18 protein-coding genes, 1 tRNA gene and 1 other RNA gene are annotated in these 23,646 nt (G+C 68.0%); 9 read left to right on the top strand and 11 right to left on the bottom strand.

Annotated features, from left to right (window positions below; all coding sequences use genetic code 11):
- The first annotated feature begins 22 nt into the window (after nt 1-22).
- From AC3B6C_RS09745 to AC3B6C_RS09735, 3 genes are all read left to right on the top strand, one after another.
- A complete protein-coding gene (locus tag AC3B6C_RS09745) occupies nt 23-1,405 on the top strand; it encodes an FAD-binding oxidoreductase (RefSeq protein ID WP_488376243.1) in 1,383 nt (460 codons plus the stop codon).
- Nucleotides 1,402-2,724, top strand: coding sequence for a class I SAM-dependent methyltransferase (locus AC3B6C_RS09740; protein WP_014925095.1), 1,323 nt, complete (start codon nt 1,402-1,404; stop codon nt 2,722-2,724). Before AC3B6C_RS09745 ends, AC3B6C_RS09740 begins: the two co-directional genes overlap by 4 nt.
- A gap of 199 nt (nt 2,725-2,923) precedes the next feature.
- Nucleotides 2,924-4,009: an IS110 family RNA-guided transposase gene (locus AC3B6C_RS09735; RefSeq protein WP_488375799.1), complete on the top strand. Its 1,086-nt coding sequence runs from the start codon at nt 2,924-2,926 to the stop codon at nt 4,007-4,009.
- Between the two features lie 493 nt (nt 4,010-4,502).
- Here AC3B6C_RS09735 and AC3B6C_RS09730 read toward each other — a convergent pair whose 3' ends face one another.
- The 6 genes from AC3B6C_RS09730 to AC3B6C_RS09705 all read right to left on the bottom strand — a co-directional run bounded on the left by AC3B6C_RS09730 (nt 4,503) and on the right by AC3B6C_RS09705 (nt 11,179).
- Entirely contained in the window at nt 4,503-5,294 is a 792-nt protein-coding gene (locus AC3B6C_RS09730) for a M15 family metallopeptidase (RefSeq protein ID WP_488375860.1), read from the bottom strand.
- Nucleotides 5,295-5,348: 54 nt separating this feature from the next.
- The gene (locus tag AC3B6C_RS09725) at nt 5,349-7,829 is read right to left on the bottom strand and encodes a DNA polymerase III subunit gamma and tau (protein ID WP_488375859.1); all 2,481 of its coding nucleotides are present in this window, start codon (nt 7,827-7,829) and stop codon (nt 5,349-5,351) included.
- Nucleotides 7,830-7,872: 43 nt separating this feature from the next.
- Nucleotides 7,873-9,366, bottom strand: a complete 1,494-nt coding sequence (locus AC3B6C_RS09720) for a glycosyltransferase 87 family protein (protein ID WP_488375858.1) — start codon at nt 9,364-9,366, stop codon at nt 7,873-7,875.
- 153 nt (nt 9,367-9,519) lie between these two features.
- Entirely contained in the window at nt 9,520-10,794 is a 1,275-nt protein-coding gene (locus AC3B6C_RS09715; RefSeq protein ID WP_488375857.1) for an aspartate aminotransferase type Ic, read from the bottom strand.
- Nucleotides 10,795-10,864: 70 nt separating this feature from the next.
- Nucleotides 10,865-10,959, bottom strand: an RNA gene (ffs, locus tag AC3B6C_RS09710) — signal recognition particle sRNA small type.
- Nucleotides 10,960-11,090: 131 nt separating this feature from the next.
- Nucleotides 11,091-11,179 (bottom strand) — tRNA-Ser (locus AC3B6C_RS09705).
- 78 nt (nt 11,180-11,257) lie between these two features.
- Here AC3B6C_RS09705 and AC3B6C_RS09700 point away from each other — a divergent pair.
- Nucleotides 11,258-12,106 carry an NmrA/HSCARG family protein gene (locus tag AC3B6C_RS09700; RefSeq protein ID WP_488375856.1) on the top strand — a complete coding sequence of 283 codons (849 nt, stop codon included), beginning with the start codon at nt 11,258-11,260 and terminating at the stop codon, nt 12,104-12,106.
- 18 nt (nt 12,107-12,124) lie between these two features.
- Here the strand turns inward: AC3B6C_RS09700 and AC3B6C_RS09695 are convergent, their stop codons facing one another.
- Nucleotides 12,125-13,210, bottom strand: coding sequence for a DNA polymerase domain-containing protein (locus tag AC3B6C_RS09695; protein ID WP_035718298.1), 1,086 nt, complete (start codon nt 13,208-13,210; stop codon nt 12,125-12,127).
- A gap of 2 nt (nt 13,211-13,212) precedes the next feature.
- Entirely contained in the window at nt 13,213-14,265 is a 1,053-nt protein-coding gene (locus AC3B6C_RS09690) for an ATP-dependent DNA ligase (protein ID WP_010844762.1), read from the bottom strand.
- 135 nt (nt 14,266-14,400) lie between these two features.
- Between AC3B6C_RS09690 and gluQRS the strand changes: the two genes are divergently transcribed.
- Entirely contained in the window at nt 14,401-15,309 is a 909-nt protein-coding gene (gluQRS, locus tag AC3B6C_RS09685) for a tRNA glutamyl-Q(34) synthetase GluQRS (RefSeq protein ID WP_488375855.1), read from the top strand.
- Between the two features lie 114 nt (nt 15,310-15,423).
- On the opposite strand, the gene AC3B6C_RS09680 is transcribed toward gluQRS, so the two are convergent.
- The gene (locus AC3B6C_RS09680; RefSeq protein ID WP_488375854.1) at nt 15,424-16,437 is read right to left on the bottom strand and encodes a hemolysin family protein; all 1,014 of its coding nucleotides are present in this window, start codon (nt 16,435-16,437) and stop codon (nt 15,424-15,426) included.
- Nucleotides 16,430-17,878: a hemolysin family protein gene (locus tag AC3B6C_RS09675; protein WP_488375853.1), complete on the bottom strand. Its 1,449-nt coding sequence runs from the start codon at nt 17,876-17,878 to the stop codon at nt 16,430-16,432. Before AC3B6C_RS09675 ends, AC3B6C_RS09680 begins: the two co-directional genes overlap by 8 nt.
- 265 nt (nt 17,879-18,143) lie before the next feature.
- Here AC3B6C_RS09675 and AC3B6C_RS09670 point away from each other — a divergent pair, with 265 nt between their 5' ends.
- The 4 genes from AC3B6C_RS09670 (at nt 18,144) to AC3B6C_RS09655 (ending at nt 22,317) form a co-directional block, all read left to right on the top strand.
- Complete coding sequence (locus AC3B6C_RS09670) at nt 18,144-18,803, top strand: class II aldolase/adducin family protein (protein ID WP_488375852.1); 660 nt, start codon at nt 18,144-18,146, stop codon at nt 18,801-18,803.
- Nucleotides 18,800-19,756 carry a carbohydrate kinase family protein gene (locus tag AC3B6C_RS09665; RefSeq protein ID WP_488375851.1) on the top strand — a complete coding sequence of 319 codons (957 nt, stop codon included), beginning with the start codon at nt 18,800-18,802 and terminating at the stop codon, nt 19,754-19,756. The genes AC3B6C_RS09670 and AC3B6C_RS09665 overlap by 4 nt, the downstream gene beginning before the upstream one ends.
- 50 nt (nt 19,757-19,806) lie before the next feature.
- Nucleotides 19,807-20,517, top strand: coding sequence for an SDR family NAD(P)-dependent oxidoreductase (locus AC3B6C_RS09660; RefSeq protein WP_488376242.1), 711 nt, complete (start codon nt 19,807-19,809; stop codon nt 20,515-20,517).
- Nucleotides 20,518-20,646: 129 nt separating this feature from the next.
- A complete protein-coding gene (locus AC3B6C_RS09655; protein ID WP_488375850.1) occupies nt 20,647-22,317 on the top strand; it encodes an HNH endonuclease signature motif containing protein in 1,671 nt (556 codons plus the stop codon).
- Between the two features lie 39 nt (nt 22,318-22,356).
- Here the strand turns inward: AC3B6C_RS09655 and tgt are convergent, their stop codons facing one another.
- On the bottom strand, nt 22,357-23,631 hold the full coding sequence (gene tgt / locus AC3B6C_RS09650) for a tRNA guanosine(34) transglycosylase Tgt (protein ID WP_488375849.1): 1,275 nt from the start codon (nt 23,629-23,631) through the stop codon (nt 22,357-22,359).
- Nucleotides 23,632-23,646 lie beyond the last annotated feature (15 nt).

Genomic DNA, 23,646 nt, shown 5'->3' with positions numbered 1-23,646 from the left:
CCGGGTGAGCAACCGGCTGGAGATGGGGGGAGCGGCATTCGACCAGGGGGTGTCCGACCTTCTGGCCAGCTATCGTGCCATTCCACCGCAGGCAACCGTGCGCCTTGCGAAGAAGACGTCCAACCTCTTCCGCAAGCGCGCCGCCAATCCACATCCCGGACTGGACGTCTCCGGACTCGACCGGGTCATCTCGGTGAACCCGGATGCGCGGACCGCCGATGTCGCCGGGATGTGCACCTACGAGAACCTCGTCGCGGCCACCCTGCCGTACGGTCTCGCACCCCTGGTCGTCCCGCAGCTCAAGACGATCACCCTCGGCGGCGCGGTCACCGGGCTCGGCATCGAGAGCACGTCGTTCCGCTCGGGCCTGCCCCACGAGTCGGTACTCGAGATCGACATCCTCACCGGCGACGGCGAGATCCTGACCGCGACGCCGACCAACGAACACGCCGATCTCTTCTTCGGTTTCCCGAATTCCTATGGCACGCTCGGATATTCGGTCCGCCTCCGCATCGAGCTGGAGCCGGTGAAGCCCTACGTGGCGTTGCGTCACATCCGGTTCTCGTCGATCGCCGAGCTGCAATCGACGATGGACGCGATCGTCACCACGAGAAACCACGACGGCGAGCCGGTCGACTATCTCGACGGAGTCGTGTTCTCCGCCAACGAGTCCTACCTCACGCTCGGTCGCCAGACCGACGACGAGGGCCCGGTCAGCGACTACACCGGGATGGACGTCTTCTACCGATCCATCCAACAGAAGACGACCGACCGGCTCACGATCCACGACTATCTCTGGCGCTGGGACACCGACTGGTTCTGGTGCTCACGCGCATTCGGCGCGCAGAATCCCAAGATCCGGCGCTGGTGGCCGAAGCGGTACCTGCGCAGCAGTTTCTACTGGAAGCTGATCGGCCTCGACCAGCGGTTCGACATCGGCGACCGGCTCAACGCCCGCAAGGGTCTGCCTCCGGGCGAGCGGGTCGTACAGGACATCGAGGTGCCCATCGAACGCACCGCCGAGTACGTGGAGTGGTTCCTCACCGACATCCCCATCGAGCCGATCTGGCTGTGCCCACTGCGACTTCGGGAGCCGGCGCTTCCGGGTGCCGATCCGGTACGCCCCTGGCCGCTGTATCCGCTTGCCCCGCAACGCACCTACGTCAACGTCGGCTTCTGGTCGGCCGTGCCGGCCACCCCGGGCGATCCCGGGCACACCAACAAGATCATCGAACGCAAGGTCGCCGAACTCGACGGCCACAAGTCGCTGTACTCAGAGAGTTTCTACACGCCGGAGGAGTTCGACGAACTCTACGGCGGAGAGAGTTATCGGCTCCTCAAGAAGCGGTACGACCCGCGCGGCCGTCTGCTGGACCTCTATGCGAAAGCGGTGAAACGCCAATGACCACGTTCAAGGACAGCACGCCGTCGAGTGTGGACTCACACGCCGGCAGGATGACCCTGGCGGAGATCTTCGAGACACTCCTCGGCGGAAATCTCTCGATCCGGGTCACCGCTTATGACGGCAGCACCGCCGGACCTGCCGACGCACAGTACGGCCTCAACCTGAAGACCCCCCGCGGGACGACCTACCTCGTCACCGCGCCCGGCGACCTCGGGCTCGCGCGCGCCTACATCGCAGGCGATCTCGAACTCATCGGCGCGCACCCGGGCGACCCGTATCCCGCGCTGAAGGCCATCGCCAGCAATCTGCAGTTCCACCGCCCGTCCCCGCTGGCACTCGCACACATCGCCCGCTCACTCGGCATCGACCACTTCAAGCCGATCGCGCCACCTCCGCAGGAGGCCGTGCCGCGCTGGCGTCGATTCGCGGAGGGACTGCGGCACAGCAAGTCTCGCGATGCCGAGGTCATCCACCACCACTACGACGTCTCGAACACGTTCTACGAGTGGGTCCTCGGGCCGTCGATGACCTACACGTGCGCGGTGTACCCGGAGCGCGAGGCATCGCTGGAGACCGCGCAGGAGAACAAGTACCGCCTCATCTTCGAGAAGCTCCGCCTCAAACCCGGCGACCGTCTCCTCGACATCGGTTGCGGTTGGGGTGGAATGGTCCGTTATGCCGCACGGCGTGGCGTCCACGCGATCGGGGCGACGCTGTCCGCCGAGCAGGCGCAATGGGCACAGAAGGCCATCGCCGACGAGGGGCTCGGTGAGTTCGCCGAGGTCCGCCACAGCGACTACCGCGACGTCACCGAGAGCGGATTCGACGCAGTGTCGTCCATCGGCCTCACCGAACACATCGGCGTCCACAACTACCCGGCGTATTTCGGTTTCATGCGCGACAAGCTCCGCCCCGGCGGCATGCTGCTGAACCACTGCATCACCCGGCCCGACAACGCGAGCCGCACCAAGGCGGGATCGTTCATCGACCGCTATGTGTTCCCCGACGGCGAGCTCACCGGCTCGGGCAAGATCATCTCCAAGCTGCAGGACATCGGCGGCATGGAGGTCATCCACGAGGAGAACTTCCGCGAGCACTACGCGATGACGCTGCGCGACTGGAACGTCAACCTGGTCGAGCACTGGGACGAAGCAGTCGCCGAGGTCGGCGAGGGCACCGCACTGCTCTGGGGCCTCTACATGGCTGGTTGCCGAATCGGCTTCGACCGCAACATCATCCAGCTCCATCACGTCCTCGCCACCAAGCTCGACGAGGACGGCAGTCATCAGGTCCCGCTGCGCCCGTGGTGGGACGCCTGACGGAGACCCGGCCCTGACAACCGCCCCCCTCTGCTACCTGAAGGAGCGCAGGCGACAGCCCCGCTCCCTGAGGTGCGAGGAGCGATAGACGGTATGAGGGCCTTGGGGCCGAAGGCCTCAAGCTGCAAACACATCGTGGGTTGCTACTGCTGAGTTCACACTCGGCGGTAGCACCACATTGCAGATCAGGAGGCCTCCGGTGATTGTTCAGGGTACAAGTGTCGGATTGGATGTTCACGCACGTTCGGTGGTCGCTCACGCCATCGATGAGGACAGCGGCAACGTGATTCGGGAGACGTTGGTTCCCGATGCGGCGACCATCGTGAGCTGGCTTCACAGCTTGGCTCCGCCTGTGCGGGTTGCCTACGAGGCCGGTCCGACGGGTTTCGGATTGGCTCGGGCGATCACTGCGGCCGGGATGGAGTGTGTGGTTGCCGCGCCCTCGAAGCTGCAACGGCCAGCCGGGGACCGCGTCAAGACCGATGCCCGAGACGCTGCGCACCTGGCGAAGTTGCTGCGCCTGGGCGAGGTAGTCGCGGTCGGTGTGCCCGAGGAGGGTACCGAAGCGGCCCGTGATCTGGTCCGCGCCCGCGAGGACGCTCGCAGCGACCTGATGCGGGCGCGGCATCGATTGTCCAAACTGCTTCTGCGCCAGGGGATCGTCTACTCCGGCGGGAAACCCTGGACCGGTGTTCATCAACAGTGGCTGCAGCGTCAACGTTTCGAGCTGCCGCTGTTGCAAGCCGCCTTCGACAACGACCTGGACGCGGTGTTGAGCGTGACCGCACGCCGAGACCGCCTCGATGAGCTGATCGAACAGACCGCGGCCACCGATCCGTGGCGGGCTGTGGTCACCCGATTGTCATGTCTGCGGGGTGTGTCGACGCTGACCGCGTTCGCTCTGACCGTCGAGATCGGCGACTGGTCGAGGTTCAGTGGCGCCACGATCGGCCCCTACGCCGGGTTGGTGCCCTCGGAATACTCGACCGGCGGTACCCGCAGTCAGGGATCGATCACCAAGGCCGGGAACGCCCACGTGCGGCGGTTGCTGGTCGAGGCGGCCTGGCAACACCGGCGGCCCTACGGCACGCCCGGACAGACCATGCGCCGTCGGTGGGAGGCCGCCTCACCCTCGGCCCGCGCCCGTGGCCATGCCGGCAACCGACGGCTACACAAGCGTTGGCAACAATTCGACCGCCGCAGCAAACATCCCTGCGTGGCCAACACCGCGATCGCTCGTGAGCTCGCCGGCTGGTGCTGGTCGCTGGCGGTGCTCGACGACTAACCAGCACTGACACACAATCTTGGCCACCCGCCGCGACTGCGCTGTGGTGAACAGGGAACGAATCCACGGCGTCGCTATGTGCGCCAGCACCTCTGGGTGCACGGTACGCACGCTTACATAGACCCGTCGGTCAGCGTTTTCATCTCCTGTCGAACACCGTTGAGCGGTAACCAACCCGCGTATATCAGTCCGACAACACCGTCGCGAGTAACGACCACCACACACCGCGGCGGGTGGCCAACCCCCACTACAGCCCCCTAGCAAGGAGGCCAACTCGCCATGGAACTTGACAAAGCAGCACTACATATCAGCGACGAGCCTCGAAGGGCCTGGTGAGGCACGTTGCGATGCCCTTCGTGGCTCGCTTCGCTCGCACCTCAGGGAGCAGAGAATTCGGACGCTCACTAAGGTTCTTTCGGAGTCTACGAGCCGCCAGGCCGCAGATACCGAGGTGCGAGGAGCGCAAGCGACGAGCCTCGAAGGGGCCCGACGCTCAGGCGACCGGCACGTCGATGACCGGGCGGCGCACGTCGGCGCCGGGGCCGTCGAAGTGCCACCACTCCCCCGCGTAGACCGTCAGCCCACCGGCAGCCATCGCGTCGCGCAGGCGGGTTCGCGCGGCCCGCGCCGGCGCCGCCACCCCGTCCGTCGCATACGCGGTGGCCCGCGGGGTGAACGAGTCGAAGTCGGTCCCCATGTCGAGACGACAATGACCTCCGACGACACGAGTCGGCGGACAGTCCGGGCTCCGGACGGCAAGGGTCACGTCGACCGAACGCCCGGCCTCGTGACTGGTCGAATACGGCCCCGGCCGGGCCACCCACGCCGGATCGGGCACCTTCTCGAACATCCTCTGCTGCACCGAGTGTGGTCGATAGCAGTCCCAGAACACCAAGACTTCGCCGCCGGCCCGCAGCATCCGCGCGGCGGTCCGGAGACCCGGGATCATCGATTCGTGGACGAGGCAGCGGGCGTTCGGCGGGTACAGCCGCTCACCGACGAAGTTGTCGGTCGTCGCATACCGCAGGTCGAGAACGGCATCGGGAACCGCGGTCCGCACATCGACGAAGCCGACCGCGCTGACCCGCCGGTCGACGGGCATCCGTACCGACGGGGCGGGCCCGGGCGCGGGTGCATCGACCACCGATCCCGGTGTGCCGCCGCCGGGCGACGCACCATCCACCGGTGTCTCGGTCGGGGTCGCCGCAGCGCACGCCATCGACATCGTGAGTGCTGCCGTCACCGACATCAGTGACAATCCGATGCGTACCGTTACTCGTCGCATCTGTGCGTTCTACCACGATGAGCAGTGCACGAGCGTCGTGCGCGGAGCGTCCGCTCACTCGAGCGGCCGGGCCCCCAGCTCCGACTTGAGCAGTTCCAGCGCCACCTGGTCCGGGTCGAGCCGCTGCTCGGGGTTACCGGTACGCGCATCGGCCACCATCTCCGCGCGCTCGTCGGGCGGGATGTCCTCGTCGGCACGTGGCGGCTCGGGCTCCTCCGGTTCGGCAACCGGTTCCGGCGCGGGCGCCGGTGTCGCCGACTGGTCTCGTGCGCGACTCGGACGTGAGTACGACTGCCGCGCCTTGGCCGGCTGCTTCGACGGCGGTGCGGTGGCCGTATCCGTGGGAGCGGCGGCACCCGGCGCCTGGTGCACCGTCCGTACGTCGAGTTCGGTACCGAAGACCTCGGTCAGCGCCTCTCGGATGATCGTGACCGCGTGCGGCGCGGACAACCGCCCGACCAGCACCTCCACCGGATGCGAGAGCACCACGGTCGTTCCGTCGACGTCGGCGATGACCGCCGCCGACAGCATCGGCTCCAGACTCTTGGAACGCTCCCGCACCGCGGCCCGGAATTCCTGATACCGCTTGCGAACGGAGTCGGCGTCGAGTCCCGCGGGCGCCTCGGGTTCGGGTTCGGGCTCCGGTTCCGGTGTGGGTTCGGGCGCGCGGGCGCGTACCGGCGTCACGTCCGGCGGCGGGACCTCGTACTCGTCGACGGGCTCGTCGGGCAGCGGGATGTCGTCGTACGGGGACGTCGACGCGGGTTCGGCGGCCGGTTCCGGCGAGGGCGCCTCCCGAGGGCGCGACGGTGGCTCGGGGGCGGATGGAGTCCGCTCGGCCCGCGAACGGGGCTGCGCGGGCGTCTCGTGGGCCGGGACCTCGACCAGGGTCGGCGCCGGATCGACCTCGACCGCCTCGTCAGACGGCGGTTCCGCGATCAGCTCGTCGAACATCGATTCGTCGTCGGCAGGGCCTTCGGCCGGTTCACCGACCGCCAGGTCCTCGGTGGGAACCGTGGAGTCGACGACCGCACCGTCGAGGGACGTTCCCTCGTCCGCCACCGGTTCGGATGGTTCAGGTTCCGATGCAACAGGCTCCGCTGTAACCGGCTCCGGGACAACCGCTTCTGCCGCAACCGGTTCCGGGACAACCGGTTCCGGGACCTCGGGCTCTTCGACGACAGGAGCGGCCACCGCAGCCGGCGCCTCCTCCTCGCGACGGGGCGCGGGCTGAGCGGTGTCGGCCTCCACTGCCTCGGCAGCCGCGCGGTCGGAGTTCTCTGCGGCCTTGGCGTCTTCGATCGCCTTGCGTTGCGACGGCCGCACGAACTTCGGCTCCGGTTCCGGCTCAGCCGGTTTCGCGGGTATCGGGATCGACGTCGTACCGATTCCCGATTCGAGCCGTTCGAGTCGCTGCAGCAGCGCCGCGTCGTCGGCGGAGACCGCGGGTAGCAACATCCGCGCGCACATCACCTCGAGCAGCAGTCGTGGCGACGTGGTGCCCCGCATCTCCCCGAGCGCGTTGTGCACGATCTCGGCGAATCTGGTCAACGACGCCGGGCCGAGGGTCTCGATCTGGGTGCGCATCCGGGCGAGCTGGTCACCTGGCGCTTCGACGAGCCCGCGGTCCGCGGCATCCGGAACCGCTTGCAGCAGAATCAGATCGCGGAGCCGCTCGAGCAGGTCGACGGCGAACCGCCGCGGGTCGTGTCCGGCGTCGACCACCTTCTCCACGGTGCCGAACAACGCCGACCCGTCGGCGTCGGCGAGTGCGTCGACGGCGGTGTCGATCAGCGCGACGTCGGTGACGCCGAGCAGGGCCAGAGCGCGCTCGTAGGCGACCCCCTGATCGTCGGCCCCGGCCAGCAGTTGATCGAGGATCGACAGCGAGTCGCGCGGGGACCCGCCGCCCGCCCGGATGACGAGCGGGTACACCTCGGGGGCCACCGTCACGCCCTCGCGCTCGCAGATCTTCTCCAGCAGGCCACGCATGACCGGCGGCGCGAGCAGCCGGAACGGGTAGTGGTGGGTCCGCGACCTGATGGTCGGGAGCACCTTCTCGGGTTCGGTGGTCGCGAAGACGAAGATCAGATGCTCGGGCGGCTCCTCGACGATCTTGAGGAGCGCGTTGAAGCCCGCGTTCGTCACCATGTGCGCCTCGTCGACGATGAAGACGCGGTAGCGCGACTCGGCGGGTGCATAGAACGCGCGGTCGCGGAGTTCGCGGGTGTCGTCGACACCGCCGTGACTCGCGGCGTCGAGTTCGATGACGTCGAGGTTGCCCGGGCCGCCCGGCGCGAGGGCCACGCACGAGATGCAGGTTCCGCACGGCGTGGAGGTGGGCCCCTCCACACAGTTCAGCGAACGAGCCAGGATTCGCGCCGACGACGTCTTGCCACACCCCCGGGGACCGGAGAAGAGATACGCGTGATTGATGCGTCCGGAATCCAGGGCGCGGCTCAACGGATCGGTGACATGCTCCTGCCCCACGACGTCGGCGAAGGTAGCCGGGCGATAGGTGCGATACAGAGCCACGCGTCGAGACTACCGGCGACCCGTGACACTCGATGAGTGTGCCTCACACTGGCGGAGGGGGCCCCTGATCCGGTGTCTCGTTGACGGGTTCGCCATCGGTTCCGACCAGGTCATCGGCCATGCCGTGGGCGTGGTCGGTTCGATCGGACGCACCCTCGGCCTCGCGTGGTCCGGACCCGTCCGCGTCTGTCTCTGCCTGTCGCCGGTCCTCGCCCCCGGAGCTGCCCGCGTCGCCGGTCGGCAGGCCGCCGTCGGCGATGACAGCGGCCGCCACGCCGGCCGGGATGATCGGGTCAGAGGACGTCGACGACGTCTCGCGGCTGCCGACCATCCGCAGGCCGACGATCGTGGCGACCAGCACCCCGAGATACGCCCAGAGATACGGGCTGACGGTGAACCAGTTGAGCCACGTGATGTGCGTCTTGACGTACAACCCCGTGTAGTAACCGTCGGGGATCAGGGCGGGCACATGCGTCGGCCACGGGAACGCGAGGAGCACCAGCGCCGCCACACCCGCGCCTGCCCACAGCCTCGGCGCGCGCGGGCGCCGTACGTCGAGGACCAGGTGGACCCCGATGACCAGGACCGGGATGAACCAGACCCAGTGATGGCCCCACGACATCGGCGACACCACGCACGCGGTCATGCCGACGATGCTGACGGCCAGGAGTTCGTGGCCATGTCGATGTGCGTACGTCGCCACCGCAAAGCCGACCGCGAGCACCGCCAGCACCACCACGAACCACAGCAGCGTCGGCGGATTGTCGGTGTCGAGATGGTTGGCGAGCATGCCCCGGAGGGACTGGTTGCCGCGCAACTGCGCCGACCCCACCCGGTCGGACTCGAACAGTTTCCCCGTCCAGTACGACCACGAGTCCCCCGGCAACACCACGAACCCGACGAGCACGGTGGTCGCGAAACCGCCGACGACACCGGCAAGAGCACGCCAGTTCCGCTGCACGAGGAAGTACCCGGCGAAGATCAGCGGGGTGAGCTTGATACCGGCCGCGACCCCGGTCCAGAAACCCTTGAGGCGTCCACCGTCCGGACGCGTCAGGTCGGCCAGGATCACGAGCATCAGGAAGACGTTGATCTGGCCGTACCAGATGGTGGTGCGCACCGGCTCGAAGAGCATCGCCACCGCCACCAGCGACGCCGCGATCACCCGCAGCGGCCAGGTCACCGGCCGGCCCAGGCTGCGGAAGCTCAGCATGATCACGAAGTAGAGCGCCACGACGACGCCCGCGGTCCACAGCGGCCGTGCGAGGTCGAAGGACATCCAGGCCAGCGGAGTGAAGAGCAACGCCGAGAACGGCGAGTAGGTGTAGTCCAGGTCGCCGACCATCTTGACGTCGTACAGGCTGACGCCGTTGGTCACCGACCGCGCGCCCGCCTGGTACACGGCGAGGTCGATCTGATTGTTCAGCAAACCCCAGAATTGGGCGCCCAAGGGTACGACGACATCCTGGAGTGCCAGTGCGATGACCCCCACGACGGCGAAACCGGTTGCGAGAAGAACCGGCCTGGGCAGATTCACGATTTGAAAGCCTGTCACAAAGTGGCGTGCACGCCAGCGCACTCGCCGGAGAATGAGAGCAATCTAACGCCGCAGTCGGCGCGTTGCCGGTGTGTCGGCGTCGTCCGCGCCGCCCGCGGCCGCGATGTCGGCGGCCGCGGTGCGGGCGAGAGGTCAGCTGGACCGGGCGAGCAGGGTCTCCGCGGCGGCCAGCAGGACACAGGTGGACACCCCGTCCATGGCGGCACGCAGGTCGTCGGTGTTCGGGAACGTCGGCGCGAGGCGGATGTTCTGATCGCGCGGATCGGTCTTGTACGGGAACGCCGAGCCGGCACCGGTGAGCGCGATACCCGCCTCTTTCGCCAGCTCGATGGTGCGTCGTGCAGCGCCGTCGACGACGTCGAGGCTGATGAAGTAGCCGCCCTCCGGCTCCGACCACGACGCGACCTTCGACTCCGAGAGCCGATCTTCGAGGATGTCGAGGACGAGCTGGAACTTCGGGGCCAGGATCTCCCGGTGGCGGGCCATGTGCGCCCGCACGCCATCGGCGTCGCCGAAGAATTTGAGGTGCCGCAGCTGATTGACCTTGTCGGGCCCGATGGTCTTCAGCGACAGGTACTTGCTGAACCAGGCCAGGTTCGCCGGCGACGATCCGAAGAAGGAGACGCCCGCGCCGGCGAAGGTGATCTTCGACGTCGAGCCGAGGACGTACGCGCGGTTCGGGTGCCCGGCCTCCGCCGCCATGTCGAGGATCGGCAGGGCCGTCGGCGGGGTCTCCACCAGGGTGTGGACGACGTAGGCATTGTCCCAGTAGATCCGGAAGTCCGGCGCCGCGGACATCTCGAGCAATCCCCGTGTGACCTCCTCGGAGAAGGTGACACCGGTCGGGTTGGAGTAGGTCGGCACGGCCCACATGCCCTTGATGCTCGGATCGGCGGCCACGAGTTCGGCGCACACCCGCACGTCGGGACCGTCGGGCAGCATCGGCACCGGGATCATCTCGACGCCGAGGCTCTCGGTGATCGCGAAGTGGCGGTCGTAACCGGGCGAGGGACACAGGAACTTGATCGGCTGACGTCCCCACGGCTCGTCGGAGTCGGCCGTGCCGTGGAGCATCCCGAACACGGTGAGGTCGTGCATGATCTCGAGGCTCGAGTTGCCGAGCGCGATGAGGTTGTCAGGGTCGACGGCGAGGAGTTCGCCGAAGATCCCGCGCAGCTCGGGGAGTCCGTTGAGCCCGCCGTAGTTGCGGGTGTCGGTGCCCGCGCCATCGCGGTACTCGTCGCCGGGCAGGGACAGCAGACCGTTGGAGAGGTCGAGCTGCTCGGGGGCCGGCTTGCCGCGGGTGAGGTCGAGCTTGAGGCCCAGCGCGCGCAGCGACTCGTACTGCTTGGTCAGATCCGCCTGGGTGTCGCGGAGCTGGTCGGCACTCATCGAGTGGAAGTTCAACGTTGGCCCTCTCGCGGCTCGACGCCGGTGCGGGTGGCCGACGCCGCAGACCTAGAAAAAGTGAATCGGATATAGGGGACCCCGCGCACCCGAGAGAGCCCGTTGACCCTTGCTGCCTTCCGGCCCTGGGGGAGTTCACAGGATGCACGCCGCGCGGGATCCGTCGTCCAGTGTAGCGAGGGGTTCCGGCGGCATGAGCAGGGGTCCTCGAAGCCGTTCCGGAGGCCGGTCGGGTCATGGAAAACGACGAAGGTCCGCGGTGCACCCGGCGTGCGGGCGTCACTGCGGACCTTCGGTGGCGGAGGATAGGGGATTCGAACCCCTGAGGGCTGTTAACCCAACCCGCGTTCCAGGCGAGCGCCATAGGCCACTAGGCGAATCCTCCAACGTCGAGATGATAGCCGCCGAGCGTGCGCACACCCAAACCGTCCGGCGGGCGTTGGCGACCGCTAGGGTCGACGACATGGCGGATTCCTCTCCCATCGTCGTCGTCGGAGCCACCGGAGGGCAGGGCGGCGCCGTGCTCGACGCGCTGCTCGAGGCGGGTTTCCCGGTCCGGGCGGTGGTCCGCGACGCGGTCTCGTCGAAGGCCGCCCGCCTCGCCGACCGTGGCGTCGAACTCGCGGTCGGCGACATCGTGAGCGGCGCCGGTCTCGCCGAGGCCTTCGCCGGTTCGGCCGGAGTCTTCGCCCTGACCACACCGTTCGAGTCCGGCGTCGAGGCGGAGATCGCTCAGGGCACGGCGCTGATCCAGGCGGCCACATCCGCGTCGATCCCGTACCTGGTGTTCTCCTCGGTCGCCTCGGCCGATCGGCACAGTGGGGTTCCCCACTTCGATTCCAAGTTCGAGGTCGAGAAGATGCTCGCGGACACCGACATCCCGCACACCATCGTCGGTCCGGCCTACTTCTTCGACAACCTGCTCGGCGGGGCGGACGCGCTCGCGGCGGGCGTGATGCCGATCGCGATGCCCGCGGACAAGCCGCTGCAACAGGTCTCGCGGCGCGACCTCGGCCGGCTGGTCGCCGAGCTGTTCGCCGCCCCCGACGTCCACGTCGGGCAGCGCATCGACCTCGCGTCCGATCAGCCGACGCCGGCCGAGATGGCTCGCATCATCGGCGAGGTCCTCGGCACCACGGTCACGGCGGAGTCCTACGACCCCGAACGCATCGAGTCCGAGGACATGCGGGCGATGTTCACGTTCCTGAGCGAGCGCGGTTACGAGGTCGACATCCCCACCCTGCACCGCCGCTTCCCCGATGTCGGCTGGCAGAGCTTCGCCACCTGGGCCGCCGAGGCGCTGCGCCGCTGAGCTGACCGCTCGCGCTAGTCACCCGTCGGTGCGCCGGTTGCCTTTCTCGTCCCAGTGCTCGGCGACCTTCTTGCTCGGCTGTACGCGCGGCGGCTCGCCCGGCATCTTGGGGTAGCTGGGCGGATAGGGCATGTCGCCCAGGCCATTTGCGTCATCGGCCTGCACCATCTCCAGCAGCTTCTCGATGCCGCGCCGATGATCGGCGATGTCGGCCCACGGGTCGCCGCGATCCGCCAGGAGCTTCGGGACGGTCGCGATGGTGCAGTCGTCCGGGTCGACGTCGGCGAGTTCGTCCCAGGTGACCGGCGTCGAGACCCGCGCACGGGCGCTGCGCCGCACCGAATACGGTGACGCCATCGTGCGGTCGCGGGCATTCTGGTTGAAGTCGATGAAGATCCGTTCTCCCCGTTCCTCTTTCCACCACGACGGGGTGACCGCGTCCGGGTCGCGGCGTTCGAGTTCGCGGGCGATCGCGATGACGCAGCGTCGGGTGGCGATGAAATCCCACAGCGGTTCGATGGGCACGTACACGTGCACTCCGCGCCCGCCGGAGGTCTTCACGAAACCGGCGAAGCCCAGTTCGTCGAGCAGCGGCTTCAATCCCTCGAGCGCCACCCGCCGTACATCCTCGAAGGTCGTGCCGGGCTGCGGATCGAGGTCGATGCGGAGCTGATCGGGATGGTCGTTGTCGGGGTGCAGGGTCGGCCAGGTGTGGAAGGTGACGGTGCCCAGGTTCGCACCCCACACGAGATCCGCGGGCACCGTGGGCCGGATCGCATCGCCGGTTCGCTTCGACGGGAACACGATCGGGGTGGACTGCACGTGCTCGGGCCGCTTCTTCGCGATGTGCTTCTGGTAGATCTCGTCACCCTCGACGCCGTCGGGGAACCGCTGGAGGAACGTCGGCCGGTCGCGGGTGGCGCGCAGCAACGGACCCTCGCTTCCGTCGTCGACGCCCAGGGCCACGGTGCGGTAGTACCCGACGAGATCGCGCTTGCGGCCACCGTTTTCCCCGAGTTCGGGGAAATAGATCTTGTCCGGGTTGCTCATCCGGACGGCGACGCCGTCGACGTCGAGTTCTTCGGCGGGAGAACGAGATGCCATGGTCATTCCCCTTCGAGGACGTCGTGGAGGTCGTAGGTCAGCGGGACGTCGAGCTGGTCGTAACCGCAACTGCGTGGCTCCCGATCGGGTCGCCATCGAAGGAACTTCACCGTGTGCCGGAACCGGTGGTTCTCCATCTGGTCGTAGGCGAACTCCGCGACCAGTTCGGGTCGGATCGGGATCCACTCCCCCGACTTCTCCGACCGCCACCGCGTCGGTTCGCCCGGTGATGCATTCTCCGGGTCCAGCCGCATCGGCTCGAACATCTGCTGCAGCTCGATCCGCTTGGCGTCGGAGAAGGCACCCGCCCCGCCGACCATCCGCAATTCGCCGTCGTCGCCGTACAATCCGAGCAGCATCGAGCCGATCCCGGTTCCCGACTTGTGGATTCGATACCCGAAGATCACACAGTCCGCGGTCCGCTTGTGTTTGATCTTCAGCATCTCGCGCTTGTTCTCGACGTACACGCCGTCGAGTCTTTTGGCGACGACACCGTCGAGTCCGGCCCCTTCGAAGGCGGAGAACCAGTCCTCGGCGACCGCCGGGTCCCTCGTCACCCGGCTGACATGCACCCGACGATCCCGCCCGCCCGGACCGACGGCCCGCAGCAGGGCCTCCCGGCGCACCTCGAAGGGCTCGGCCATCACGTTCGTCGACTCCAGCGCCAGCGCGTCGAATCCGATGAAGATCGCCGGGGTCTTCTCCGCGAGCATGGTGACGCGCGATTCCGCCGGATGAATCCGCTGCGCGAGGGAGTCCCAGTCGAGCCGATGGGTGTCGCCGATGAGCGCGGGAACCCCGATCTCGCCGTCGAGGACCACCTTCTCGGGCAGTTCCTCCTTCACCGCCGCGACGATCTCGGGGAAGTACCGTGCGAGGTCCTTCCCGCCACGCGATCCGATCGAGACCTCGTCGCCGTCGCGGAAGATCAACGCGCGAAATCCATCCCACTTCGGTTCGTACGACCACGCCACCGAACCGTCCGGCTGTGGCGGCACGCTGGTCACCGCCTTGGCCAGCATCGGCGCAACAGGCGGCATGACCGGGAGATCCATGAAACTCATCGTTCCTCACTCGTCGACGCGACCGCAACGCCAACGCGCCGCCGCGTACCCGGCGGTCGTCGTCCGGGCCGCACAGGCAGACCGGTCCCGGCGCCGATTCTCATCGCCGGCGGTAATCTCGACGCGATGTCGACGCAGCGAGCGGGCCGGTATGCGCCCTCCCCCTCCGGGGACCTCCACGTCGGCAACCTGCGGACCGCCCTGCTCGCCTGGCTCTTCGCGCGCACCACCGGCCGACGGTTCCTGATCCGCATGGAGGATCTCGACCGGGCGGCTCCGGGCGCCGACTCCCGGCAGCTCGCCGACCTCGCGGCCCTCGGCATCGACTGGGATCCGCCTATCGTCCACCAGACCGACCGGATCGGCACGTACCGCTCGGTCATCGACGGACTGCGCGAGGACGGTCGCACCTTCGAGTGCTTCTGTACCCGCCGCGAGATCCTCGAGGCGCCGTCCGCGCCGCACGCACCACAGGGCGCCTACCCCGGCACCTGCCGCGATCTCACCGCGGCCGAGCGCGACGAACGCCGTGCCGTCCGGCCGCCGGCCATCCGGCTCCGCGCCGACGTCGAGGTGTTCGGCGTCGACGACCTTCTGCACGGTGCGTATTCGGGCACGGTCGACGACTTCGTACTGCAGCGTAACGACGGCACCCCGGCCTACAACCTCGCGGTCGTCGTCGACGACACCGCGCAGGGAGTCGACCAGGTCGTCCGCGGTGACGACCTCTTGTCGTCGGCGCCCCGGCAGGCCTACCTGGCGACGCTGCTCGGGGCGATCCCGCCGACGTACGCGCACGTCCCGATGGTGCTCAACGCCAACGGGATACGACTCAGCAAGCGGGACGGGGCGGTGACGCTGGCCGACCTCGCCGCCGACGGCGTTCCGACGTCGACGGTGTTGTCCCGCATCGCCCATTCGCTCGGCATCGCGGATCGCGACGAGCCCGTGACCCTCCCCCGGCTGACCGATCGTTTCGACCCGGCCGCCCTTCCGCGGGAATCGTGGTTCCTCACCTCCGACGAGTGGACTTAGCGGCCCACTTCCCCGCTCCCTAATCCGAAAGAACGCATGACCCCTGCTCCCTGAGGTGCGAGGAGCGCAAGCGACGAGCCACGAAGGGCCAGCGACGCACGCTCGTCAACCCTCCTACGCCGTGGTGGCCAGCAACCGCTGGAGCACGTCGTTGAGGGTGATGAGCCCGACCGCACGGCCGCCGTCGGTGACCAGCGCGAGGTGGGCGCGCTGTTCCCGCATGGCGGTGAGCGTCTCGTACACCGGCTGGGTCGACTCGACGCTCAGGACAGGGCGCATGAGATCGGCCGCGGTGGCGCCCGGCGACGCACTCAGACTGTCGCGCACGTGCACGACGCCGCGGACTGGCGCGCCGGACGCATCGTCACGCACGAGCAGTCGTAGGTGCCCGGACGTCCGGCCGGCCGTCTGGATCCGATCGGCGTCCGCGGTCGGATCGACGACGGCCAGATGGTCGTTGGGTGTCACGACATCGCCGACGGTCAGCGACTCCAGTTCCAGCGCGCTCGTCAGGTGAGCGTGATACCGCTCGTCGAGCGTGCCCACGGTGGCCGAGTGCTCCACCAGGTGTCGCAGGGCGTCGCTGTCCTGTCCGGTCGCGACCTGATCCACCGGTTCGACACCGACGCGCTTGAGGCACCAGTTGGCGAGGTGGTTGAGCTGCACGATGAGCGGGCGCGTGACCCACATGAAGGCGCGCATCGGCAGGGCGAGCATGATCGCCGACTTCTCGGGGTGTGCGATGGCCCACGACTTCGGCGCCATCTCGCCGACGACGAGGTGCAGGAACGTGACGAGGATGAGGGCCAGGACGAAGCCGATCACGTCGGCCGACCAGTACGGCAGGCCCCAGCCCGCGAACAGCGGTGTGAGCCAATGGTGCACGGCGGGTTTCGTGATCGAGCCCAGTGCGAGCGTGCACACCGTGATGCCGAGCTGCGACCCGGCGAGCAGTACGGACAGTTCCGACGCGCTGCGGAGCGCCGCACGGGCGCTGCCGCTGGTCGCGGCCGCATCCTCGAGCCGGTGCCGGCGGGCCGCGATCAGGGCGAATTCGACCGCGACGAAGAAGGCGCTGGACACGATCAGGGCGGCGGTGATGGCCGCCACGACCCACGGGTTATCCATTGTCGCCCTCCTGTCCGTTCTCGGCCGGATGCTCGGCGCCGGTGGTCTTCCCGTCTGTGACCTTCTCTGTCGGCGCAACGCTCATCGACAACAGCGCGGGCACTCGCTTGTCCACCTCGAGCACCGTGGCCCGGACGGTGCGGGGTTCCGCCTCGTCGTCGTCGAGCAGGGTCGACGGGTCGGGGTCGATCGTGATGGTCACCGTGTCGCCGACCTCGGGGAGCCCGACGAACTCGGCGATCACGAGTCCGGCCATCGTCTCGTAGTCGCCTTCGGGGAGATCCCAGCCGACGGTCCGGGAGACCTCGTCGACGTGTGCGTCACCTCGCACGCGCCAGCCCTCGGGGCTCTCCTCGATCGCGACGGTCGCCTCGGAGTCGTGTTCGTCGTCGATCTCGCCGACGAGTTCTTCGGCGATGTCCTCGGCGGTCACGACGCCGGCGAAGCCACCGTATTCGTCGATGACCACGGCCATCTCGTCGTGTGCGGCCGCGAGGTTCTCCAACACCTCGGGCAGCGGGAGCGTCGAGGGCACCACGACGGCGGGACGACTGAGGTTGACTGCGGTGGCCTTCGGATCAGCCTGCGGGGGTTGTTTTTTCAGCGCGTAGCTCCACTCGAGGAGGTCCTGTAGGTGGATCACGCCCCGCACCTCGCCGTCACCACCTGCGAGCACGGGGTAACGCGTGTGACCGGTACTCATCAGCGTCAGCACGTCACCGGCAGGCAGATCCGCGTCGACGTGATCGGTGTTGGGGCGCGGGATCATCGCGTGTTCGGCTGTGCGCGTGGGGAACTCGAGCACACGGTCGAGCAGGACGGACAGATCGTCGGGCAGGTCGCCCGCGTCCCGGGACTCGGCGACGATGTGCTCGAGGTCGCGCACCGACGCCGAATGCTCGACGTCGTGGACGGGTTCGATGCGCAACGCGCGGAGCAACACGTTCGACGACTTGTCGAACAGGGCGATGAGCCAGCCGAACACGGCGAGGTAGATCGTGGTCGATCGCGCGAGCGACCGTGCGACCGGCTCGGGCCGTGCGATGGCGAGGTTCTTGGGGAACAGCTCGCCGAAGACCATCTGCACGACGGTGGAGAAGATGATCGCGATGATCGTGCCGATCGCGACACCCACGCCCACCGGGATGCCCACGCCGCCGAGTAACTCGCCGACGCCGGAACCGATCAGGGGTTCGGCGACGTAGCCGACGAGAAGGCCGGTGACGGTGATGCCCAGCTGCGCGCCGGAGAGCATGAAGGACGTGCGGCGGGTGACGGCGAGCGCGCGTTTCGCGGCGGCGTCGCCTGCTTCGGCACGGGCTTTGAGGCGGGACCGGTCGACCGCCATGTAGCCGAATTCCTGGGCCACGAAGTAACCGGTGAGGGCGGTGATCAGGAAGACCACCAGAATTCCGAGTCCGATTCCGAGGACGGTCAGCATGTGACCGTCCCGGTGTCGGTGCCGGGCGGAACTCCCGGATGATTCAGTTCACAACTGGGGGCCGACGGGTGTCGTCGACGTTTTCGGCGCTTTCCGCGTCTCATCGTCTCTCTCGCTGGTGCTCGGGTGTTCCATACCGGGTGCCGAGCGCTGAGGCATGTGGGTAAATGTCCGGTATGAGGTCCCAACGTACCCAACTCGCCGCTTGTTCCGCGAGACGGCCGGCGATCGTCGGGGTCGGCCGGGGGGTCGACACGCGATGCCGATGAGCGCCTCGTCGCTGCGTGAGCAGGTCGCCGAAGCCGCTCGACGTCTGGCCGCCGAAGGCCTGCTGATCGGCACCGCCGGAAACGTCTCGGTACGAGAGGACGACCACCTCGCGATCACCGGAACGGGGGTCGTTCTCTCGGACTGTTCGGCGTACGACGTCACCGTCGTGTCCCTCGCCGGCGACGTCGTGGACGGGTCGGTTGCGCCGTCCTCGGAGCTCGACCTGCACCGTCGTGTGTACGAGCGGACGGATGCGCAGGCGATCGCACACACTCACGCACCCTTCGGCACCGCGGTCGCCTGCGTCAGCGGGCTGACGTCGCTGCCCGTGCTGCACTATCAGCAGCTCGGCCTCGGCGGCGCGATCCCGATCGCGCCGTATGCGACATTCGGAAGCCCGGAACTGGCCGACATCGTCGCCGACGCACTGGTCGACACCCAGGTCGCGCTGATGGCGAATCATGGTTCGGTGGCACGGGGCTCGAGCCTGGCCGACGCCGTGGAGAATGCGCTGCTGCTGGAGTGGCTGGCCACTCTCTTCCACCGGACCTGCAGCATGGGCCGGCCCCGTGAGCTGACCGCCGACGAGCAACAGTCCACCGTCGCCCAGGCGATCCGACTGGACTACGGGACGCCCCAGGAGAAACGCACGTGACACCCACCTCGCCATCGACCGTCCCGCTCACGATCGCGACCGTGGGCGTCCACGTGCTCGACATCCACGTCGTCGGGATCGAGGCCATTCCCCAGGGCTCCGACGGCGCGCTCGTCGAGTCCATCGGCTTCTCCGCAGCCGGTACCGCGGGCGGCACCGCGCTCGTCCTCGCCCGGCTCGGCGCCACGGTCCGAACCCACGGTGCGATCGGCGCCGACTCGATCGGGCGTTCGCTGACCGCCTTGCTCGACGCCGAAGGCGTCGACACACGCGGGCTCGTTCCGAAGGCGGGGGTCCAGACGTCGTCGTCGGTCATTCCCGTGCGGCCCAACGGGGACCGTCCCGCCTGGCACTGCATCGGCGCCAACGCTCAGTTCGTACTCGACGACCTCGATCCCGGGGCGCTCGACGGGCTGGATCACCTGCACCTCGGCGGCCCGGAGTTCCTCGGCGGCCCGGTGGCCGCCGAGCTCCTGGGCCGAGCCCGCGACCGCGGGATCACGACGTCGGCGGACCTGCTGTCGGGTGGCGACCCCGGGCTTCTCGAATGGATCGGCGACGCCCTTCCCCACATCGACTACCTGATGCCCAACGACGAACAGACCCGTGGGCTGACCGGTTCGGACGACCTCGCGGACGGTGCGCGCGCGCTGGTGGACCGTGGCGTCGGATGCGTCGCGCTCACCCGCGGCGCCGACGGCGCACTGGTCGTGACCGGCGACGACACGGTCGCCGTACCGGCGTACTCGGTGGACGTGGTCGACACCACCGGCTGCGGCGACGCGTTCTCCGCCGGTTTCATCACCGGCCGGCTCCGCGGGCTCGGCCTCGCCGGCTCCGCCGAACTCGGTTGCGCGGTCGCCGCGCACGTCGCCCAGGGCATCGGGACCGCCGCCAACTCCTACGACCTCGACGCGATCGAGACATTTCGGCGGGCCCACGCCGCCGACTGAACACTCGCCCGACCGGCCGCCGGTTTGGCCGACTCCCCCTCGGGTAGGCGATCACCACTGTTGCCGACAGGACGGGAGAGGTGCTCGACCGCTTCGGCTCCATCGACGTATGGGTGAACAACGTCGGTGTCGGAGCGGTCGGATACTTCTGGGACATCCCGATCGAGGACCACGCCCGCCTCGTCGACGTGAACCTCAAGGGGTTGATCTACGGCGCACACGCGGCGCTGCGCGTCTTCCGGTCGCAGGGTCGCGGCACGCTGATGAACGTAGGGTCGGTCGACAGCGCGGTGCCCATCGCACTCCAGAACACCTATGCGGCAACCAAAGCGGCGGTCCGCAGCCTCGGACACTCGTTGAGCGAAGAGCTACGTATCGCCGGCGACTACGACATCAAGGTGGGCACCATCATGCCGTGGGCGGTGGACACCCCGTGGTGGGTCCACGCCGCCAATTACACGGGGCACGAACCGCGCATGTCCGCTATGGACGATCCGCAGATCGTCGTCGATGCGATCGTCGCCGCCTGCACCGACCCGAAGCTCGACCAGCCGGTCGGCTACAAGGCCAAGGCCGCCAACGCTTCTCATCAGGTCATGCCGGGACTCACCGAACGGTTCTCGGCGGTGGTCGCGAAATCGGAGACCGAGAAAGGAATTCCCGTCGCGCCGCATCCGGGAGCGATCCACGACCCGAACCCGGACAGCACGGGTGTCTCCGGCGGCATCCGCGAACGGATGGTCGCCGAGGACTCCCGCTGAGACCAGCCGCCGACACCACCGACCTCGAACTCGTTGGCCTGTCAGTACGTCTTGGTTCGATTTGTAGGCCGTCCGAGAGCAGGGCAGATCAACCCTTGACTCGAACGCATGTTCGAATAGTATGGAGGTATGTCATCGGGGGCGGGGGCGGAATCCACCACATCGGTGGATGCATCATGCGATTCCGTCGAACCGCGCCTGCGCGCCGACAATGAGCTTTCTGCCGCCGAACTCGTCGAGGTTCTGAATCACTGTGCGGGACTGGCTGCGTCGGCGGCGCATCGGATGATGACCGTGGCCAGCCTCATTCACGACGAACGTGCGATGGACTACGCCCAGCGGCGCGCCGAGGTGCACAGCGGTGAACTCGACTCCCTCGAAGCCTTCGACGCGCTGTCGGCGCGGGTGGCCGCCGGCGAGAACCCCTACGAACAGTTCGGGCCCGACGGGCTCGAGCAGGCCATCGCCGAAGTCGGCGCCACCCTCACCGTCACACCGGCCGAGGCGAAAGACCTCATCATGGCCGGTGACGCCCTGCGCTACCGACTGTCCTTCACTGGACATGCCTTGGCCTGCGGGCGAATCGACAAGCGCCGCTTCCTCATCGCACTCAAACGCACCGATCTGATCACCGACGCCGACGAGATGCAAACAGTGGACGCCCACCTCGCTGAGGCGATCTTCGCCCGCGCACCCATGTCCACAGCACGCTTCACCGCCATGGTCGACGCCATCGTCGCCGCGTGGGCACCTGATGCGGTCCGGCGCCGCAAAGAGCGGGTGACCGCCGACCGCAACGTGTCCATCACCCCCGACCGGTTCACCCCCGGCCAGTCCCGGATCTCGGGCACGTTGCCCGACGCCGACGCCGCCGAGTTCGACGCCCGCCTATCGGCGATGGCCACCGCCGTCCACGCCGGTGACCCACGGACCCTGCCGATGCGACGTGCCGACGCCCTCAAAGCACTCGCTCGCGGCGAAGTCGCCCTGACATGCCGCTGCGCCGACTGCGACGCTGCCGCAGCCGAACCCGACACCACTGCGGGACAGGAGCTCGACGAAACCAGGGGCGACACCGACACTCTCGCCGACGCACCAGCCGTCGACGCGATCGTCGCCGAGCCGCACGAGCCGGCCACTTCGTCGTCGCCGTCGCACGCGCCGCGCGCGACCTTCCACATCGTGGTGAACCTGTCGACGTTGATCGGCCTCGACGACGACCCCGCGTTCCTCGACCGGCACGGCATCATCGACGCCGACACCGCCCGCCGGCTCCTCGCCGAAGCCCGACGCACCTACATCCAGCCCACCCCCGCCGACCCCGACGCGCCACCGGGACCCGCCGCAAACAGTTCAGTGACCCGGTACACCCCGTCGAGAAAGCTCCAGGCGCTGGTGCGTGCGGGCGAGTTGTGCTGCACCTTCCCGGGCTGCAATGCGCCGGTGTGGCAGATCGACCTCGACCACACCGACCCGTTCGACCACACCGACCCACGTCGCGGTGGCCGCACCGAAGCGCGCAACCTCAAACCGCTGTGCCGGTTTCACCACCGGATCAAGACCTTCACCAGCTGGCAGGACCACCAGGACGAGTTCCTGACGGCCTGGTTCACCACACCCACCGGCCATATGTTCGTCGGCAACGCCTACAACGGACGCGACCTGTTCACCCGGCTCGCTCCCGGCCGGCCTGCCGACCACCCGGCACGGGACACACTGGACACGTTGCGCACCAACGACTTCCGACGCCAACAGTGCGCCGAGAAACGCTGGAACGACGCCAACCCGCCACCCTTCTAGACACCGCCGGTCACGACAACACCGACGCGGTGGGCGAGATCATGAATTCCGGGAAGCTCCGTAGTAGCGGCGCAGGAACTCGTCGCGGTACTCGGCGTAGGTGCCGTTCTCGATGGCTTCGCGGGCCCGGTCGACGAGGGTGACGATGAAGGACACGTTGTGCAATGTCGCCAGGGTTGCACCCAACCCCTCCTTGGCCTTGAACAGATGGTGCAGGTAGGCCCGGCTGTATTGCGACGTGTAGTTCTCGATCTCGGGGTCGAGCGGCCGGAAGTCGCTGCGGTACTTGGCATTGGTGACGTTATACCGGCCGTCGAGTGAATAGATCGCACCGTTGCGGGCGACCCGGGTCGGCGACACGCAGTCGAAGGTGTCCACGCCGTTCTCGATGGCGGTGAAGATGTCGTCGGGTTCACTGATCCCGAGCAGGTGTTTCGGCGAGTCCTCGGGGAGCTCGTCGTTCACCCAGCCGACGATCGTGCCGAGGTTGTCCTTCTCGAGCGCCCCGCCGATGCCGTAGCCACCGAAACCCTTTCCGCCGACCGCGCGGTCCGCCTCGCTCAATGCGACGAGATCGCGGGCCGCCTTGCGACGAAGGTCCTCGTACTGGGCGCCCTGGATGACACCCCACAGCGACTGCTGGGGACGATGAGCGCGCTCGACACTCAACCGGTTGTGTTCGTCGAGGCACCGGATCGCCCACAGGCGGGTTCGCTCCAGCGAATTGACCTGGTACTCGCGGGTGTTCATCAGCGTGGTCAGCTCGTCGAAGGCGAAGATGATGTCTGCCCCGAGCTGGTGCTGGATCTGCATCGACACCTCCGGCGTGAACCGGTGGGCCGACCCGTCGAGGTGCGACTTGAAGGTCACCCCGTCGTCGTCGACCCGCGAGAGCCGTTCCTTGCCGTTGGCGGTGAGGTCGTCGTCTGGGGTGCCGGTGGCCTCCATCGAGATGACCTTCTTGAACCCCGCACCCAGCGACATGACCTGGAAGCCGCCGCTGTCGGTGTAGGTGGGACCACGCCAGTTCATGAACGCCCCGAGCCCACCGGCCGCGTCGATGATCTCGGGACCCGGCTGCAGATACAGGTGGTAGGCGTTGGCGAGCACGGCCTGGGCGCCGAGGGCGGAGACAGATTCCGGCAGGACCGTCTTGACCGTCGCCTTGGTGCCGACGGGGACGAACGCAGGGGTGCGGATCGGTCCGTGCGGTGTGGTGATCGTCCCCGTGCGCCCGCGGGTGCCGGCCAGGGTGGTGCCGACGACGTAGGTGGGGTCGGCGATATCGGTTCCGGTACTGCTCACGTCCAGCATCTTCGCAGGTCGAGG

It is taken from the genome of Gordonia sp. 11cp (genome assembly GCF_057767225.1).
Note: the sequence above shows the minus strand (reverse complement) of the source record. Positions and strands in the feature narration are given on the sequence as shown.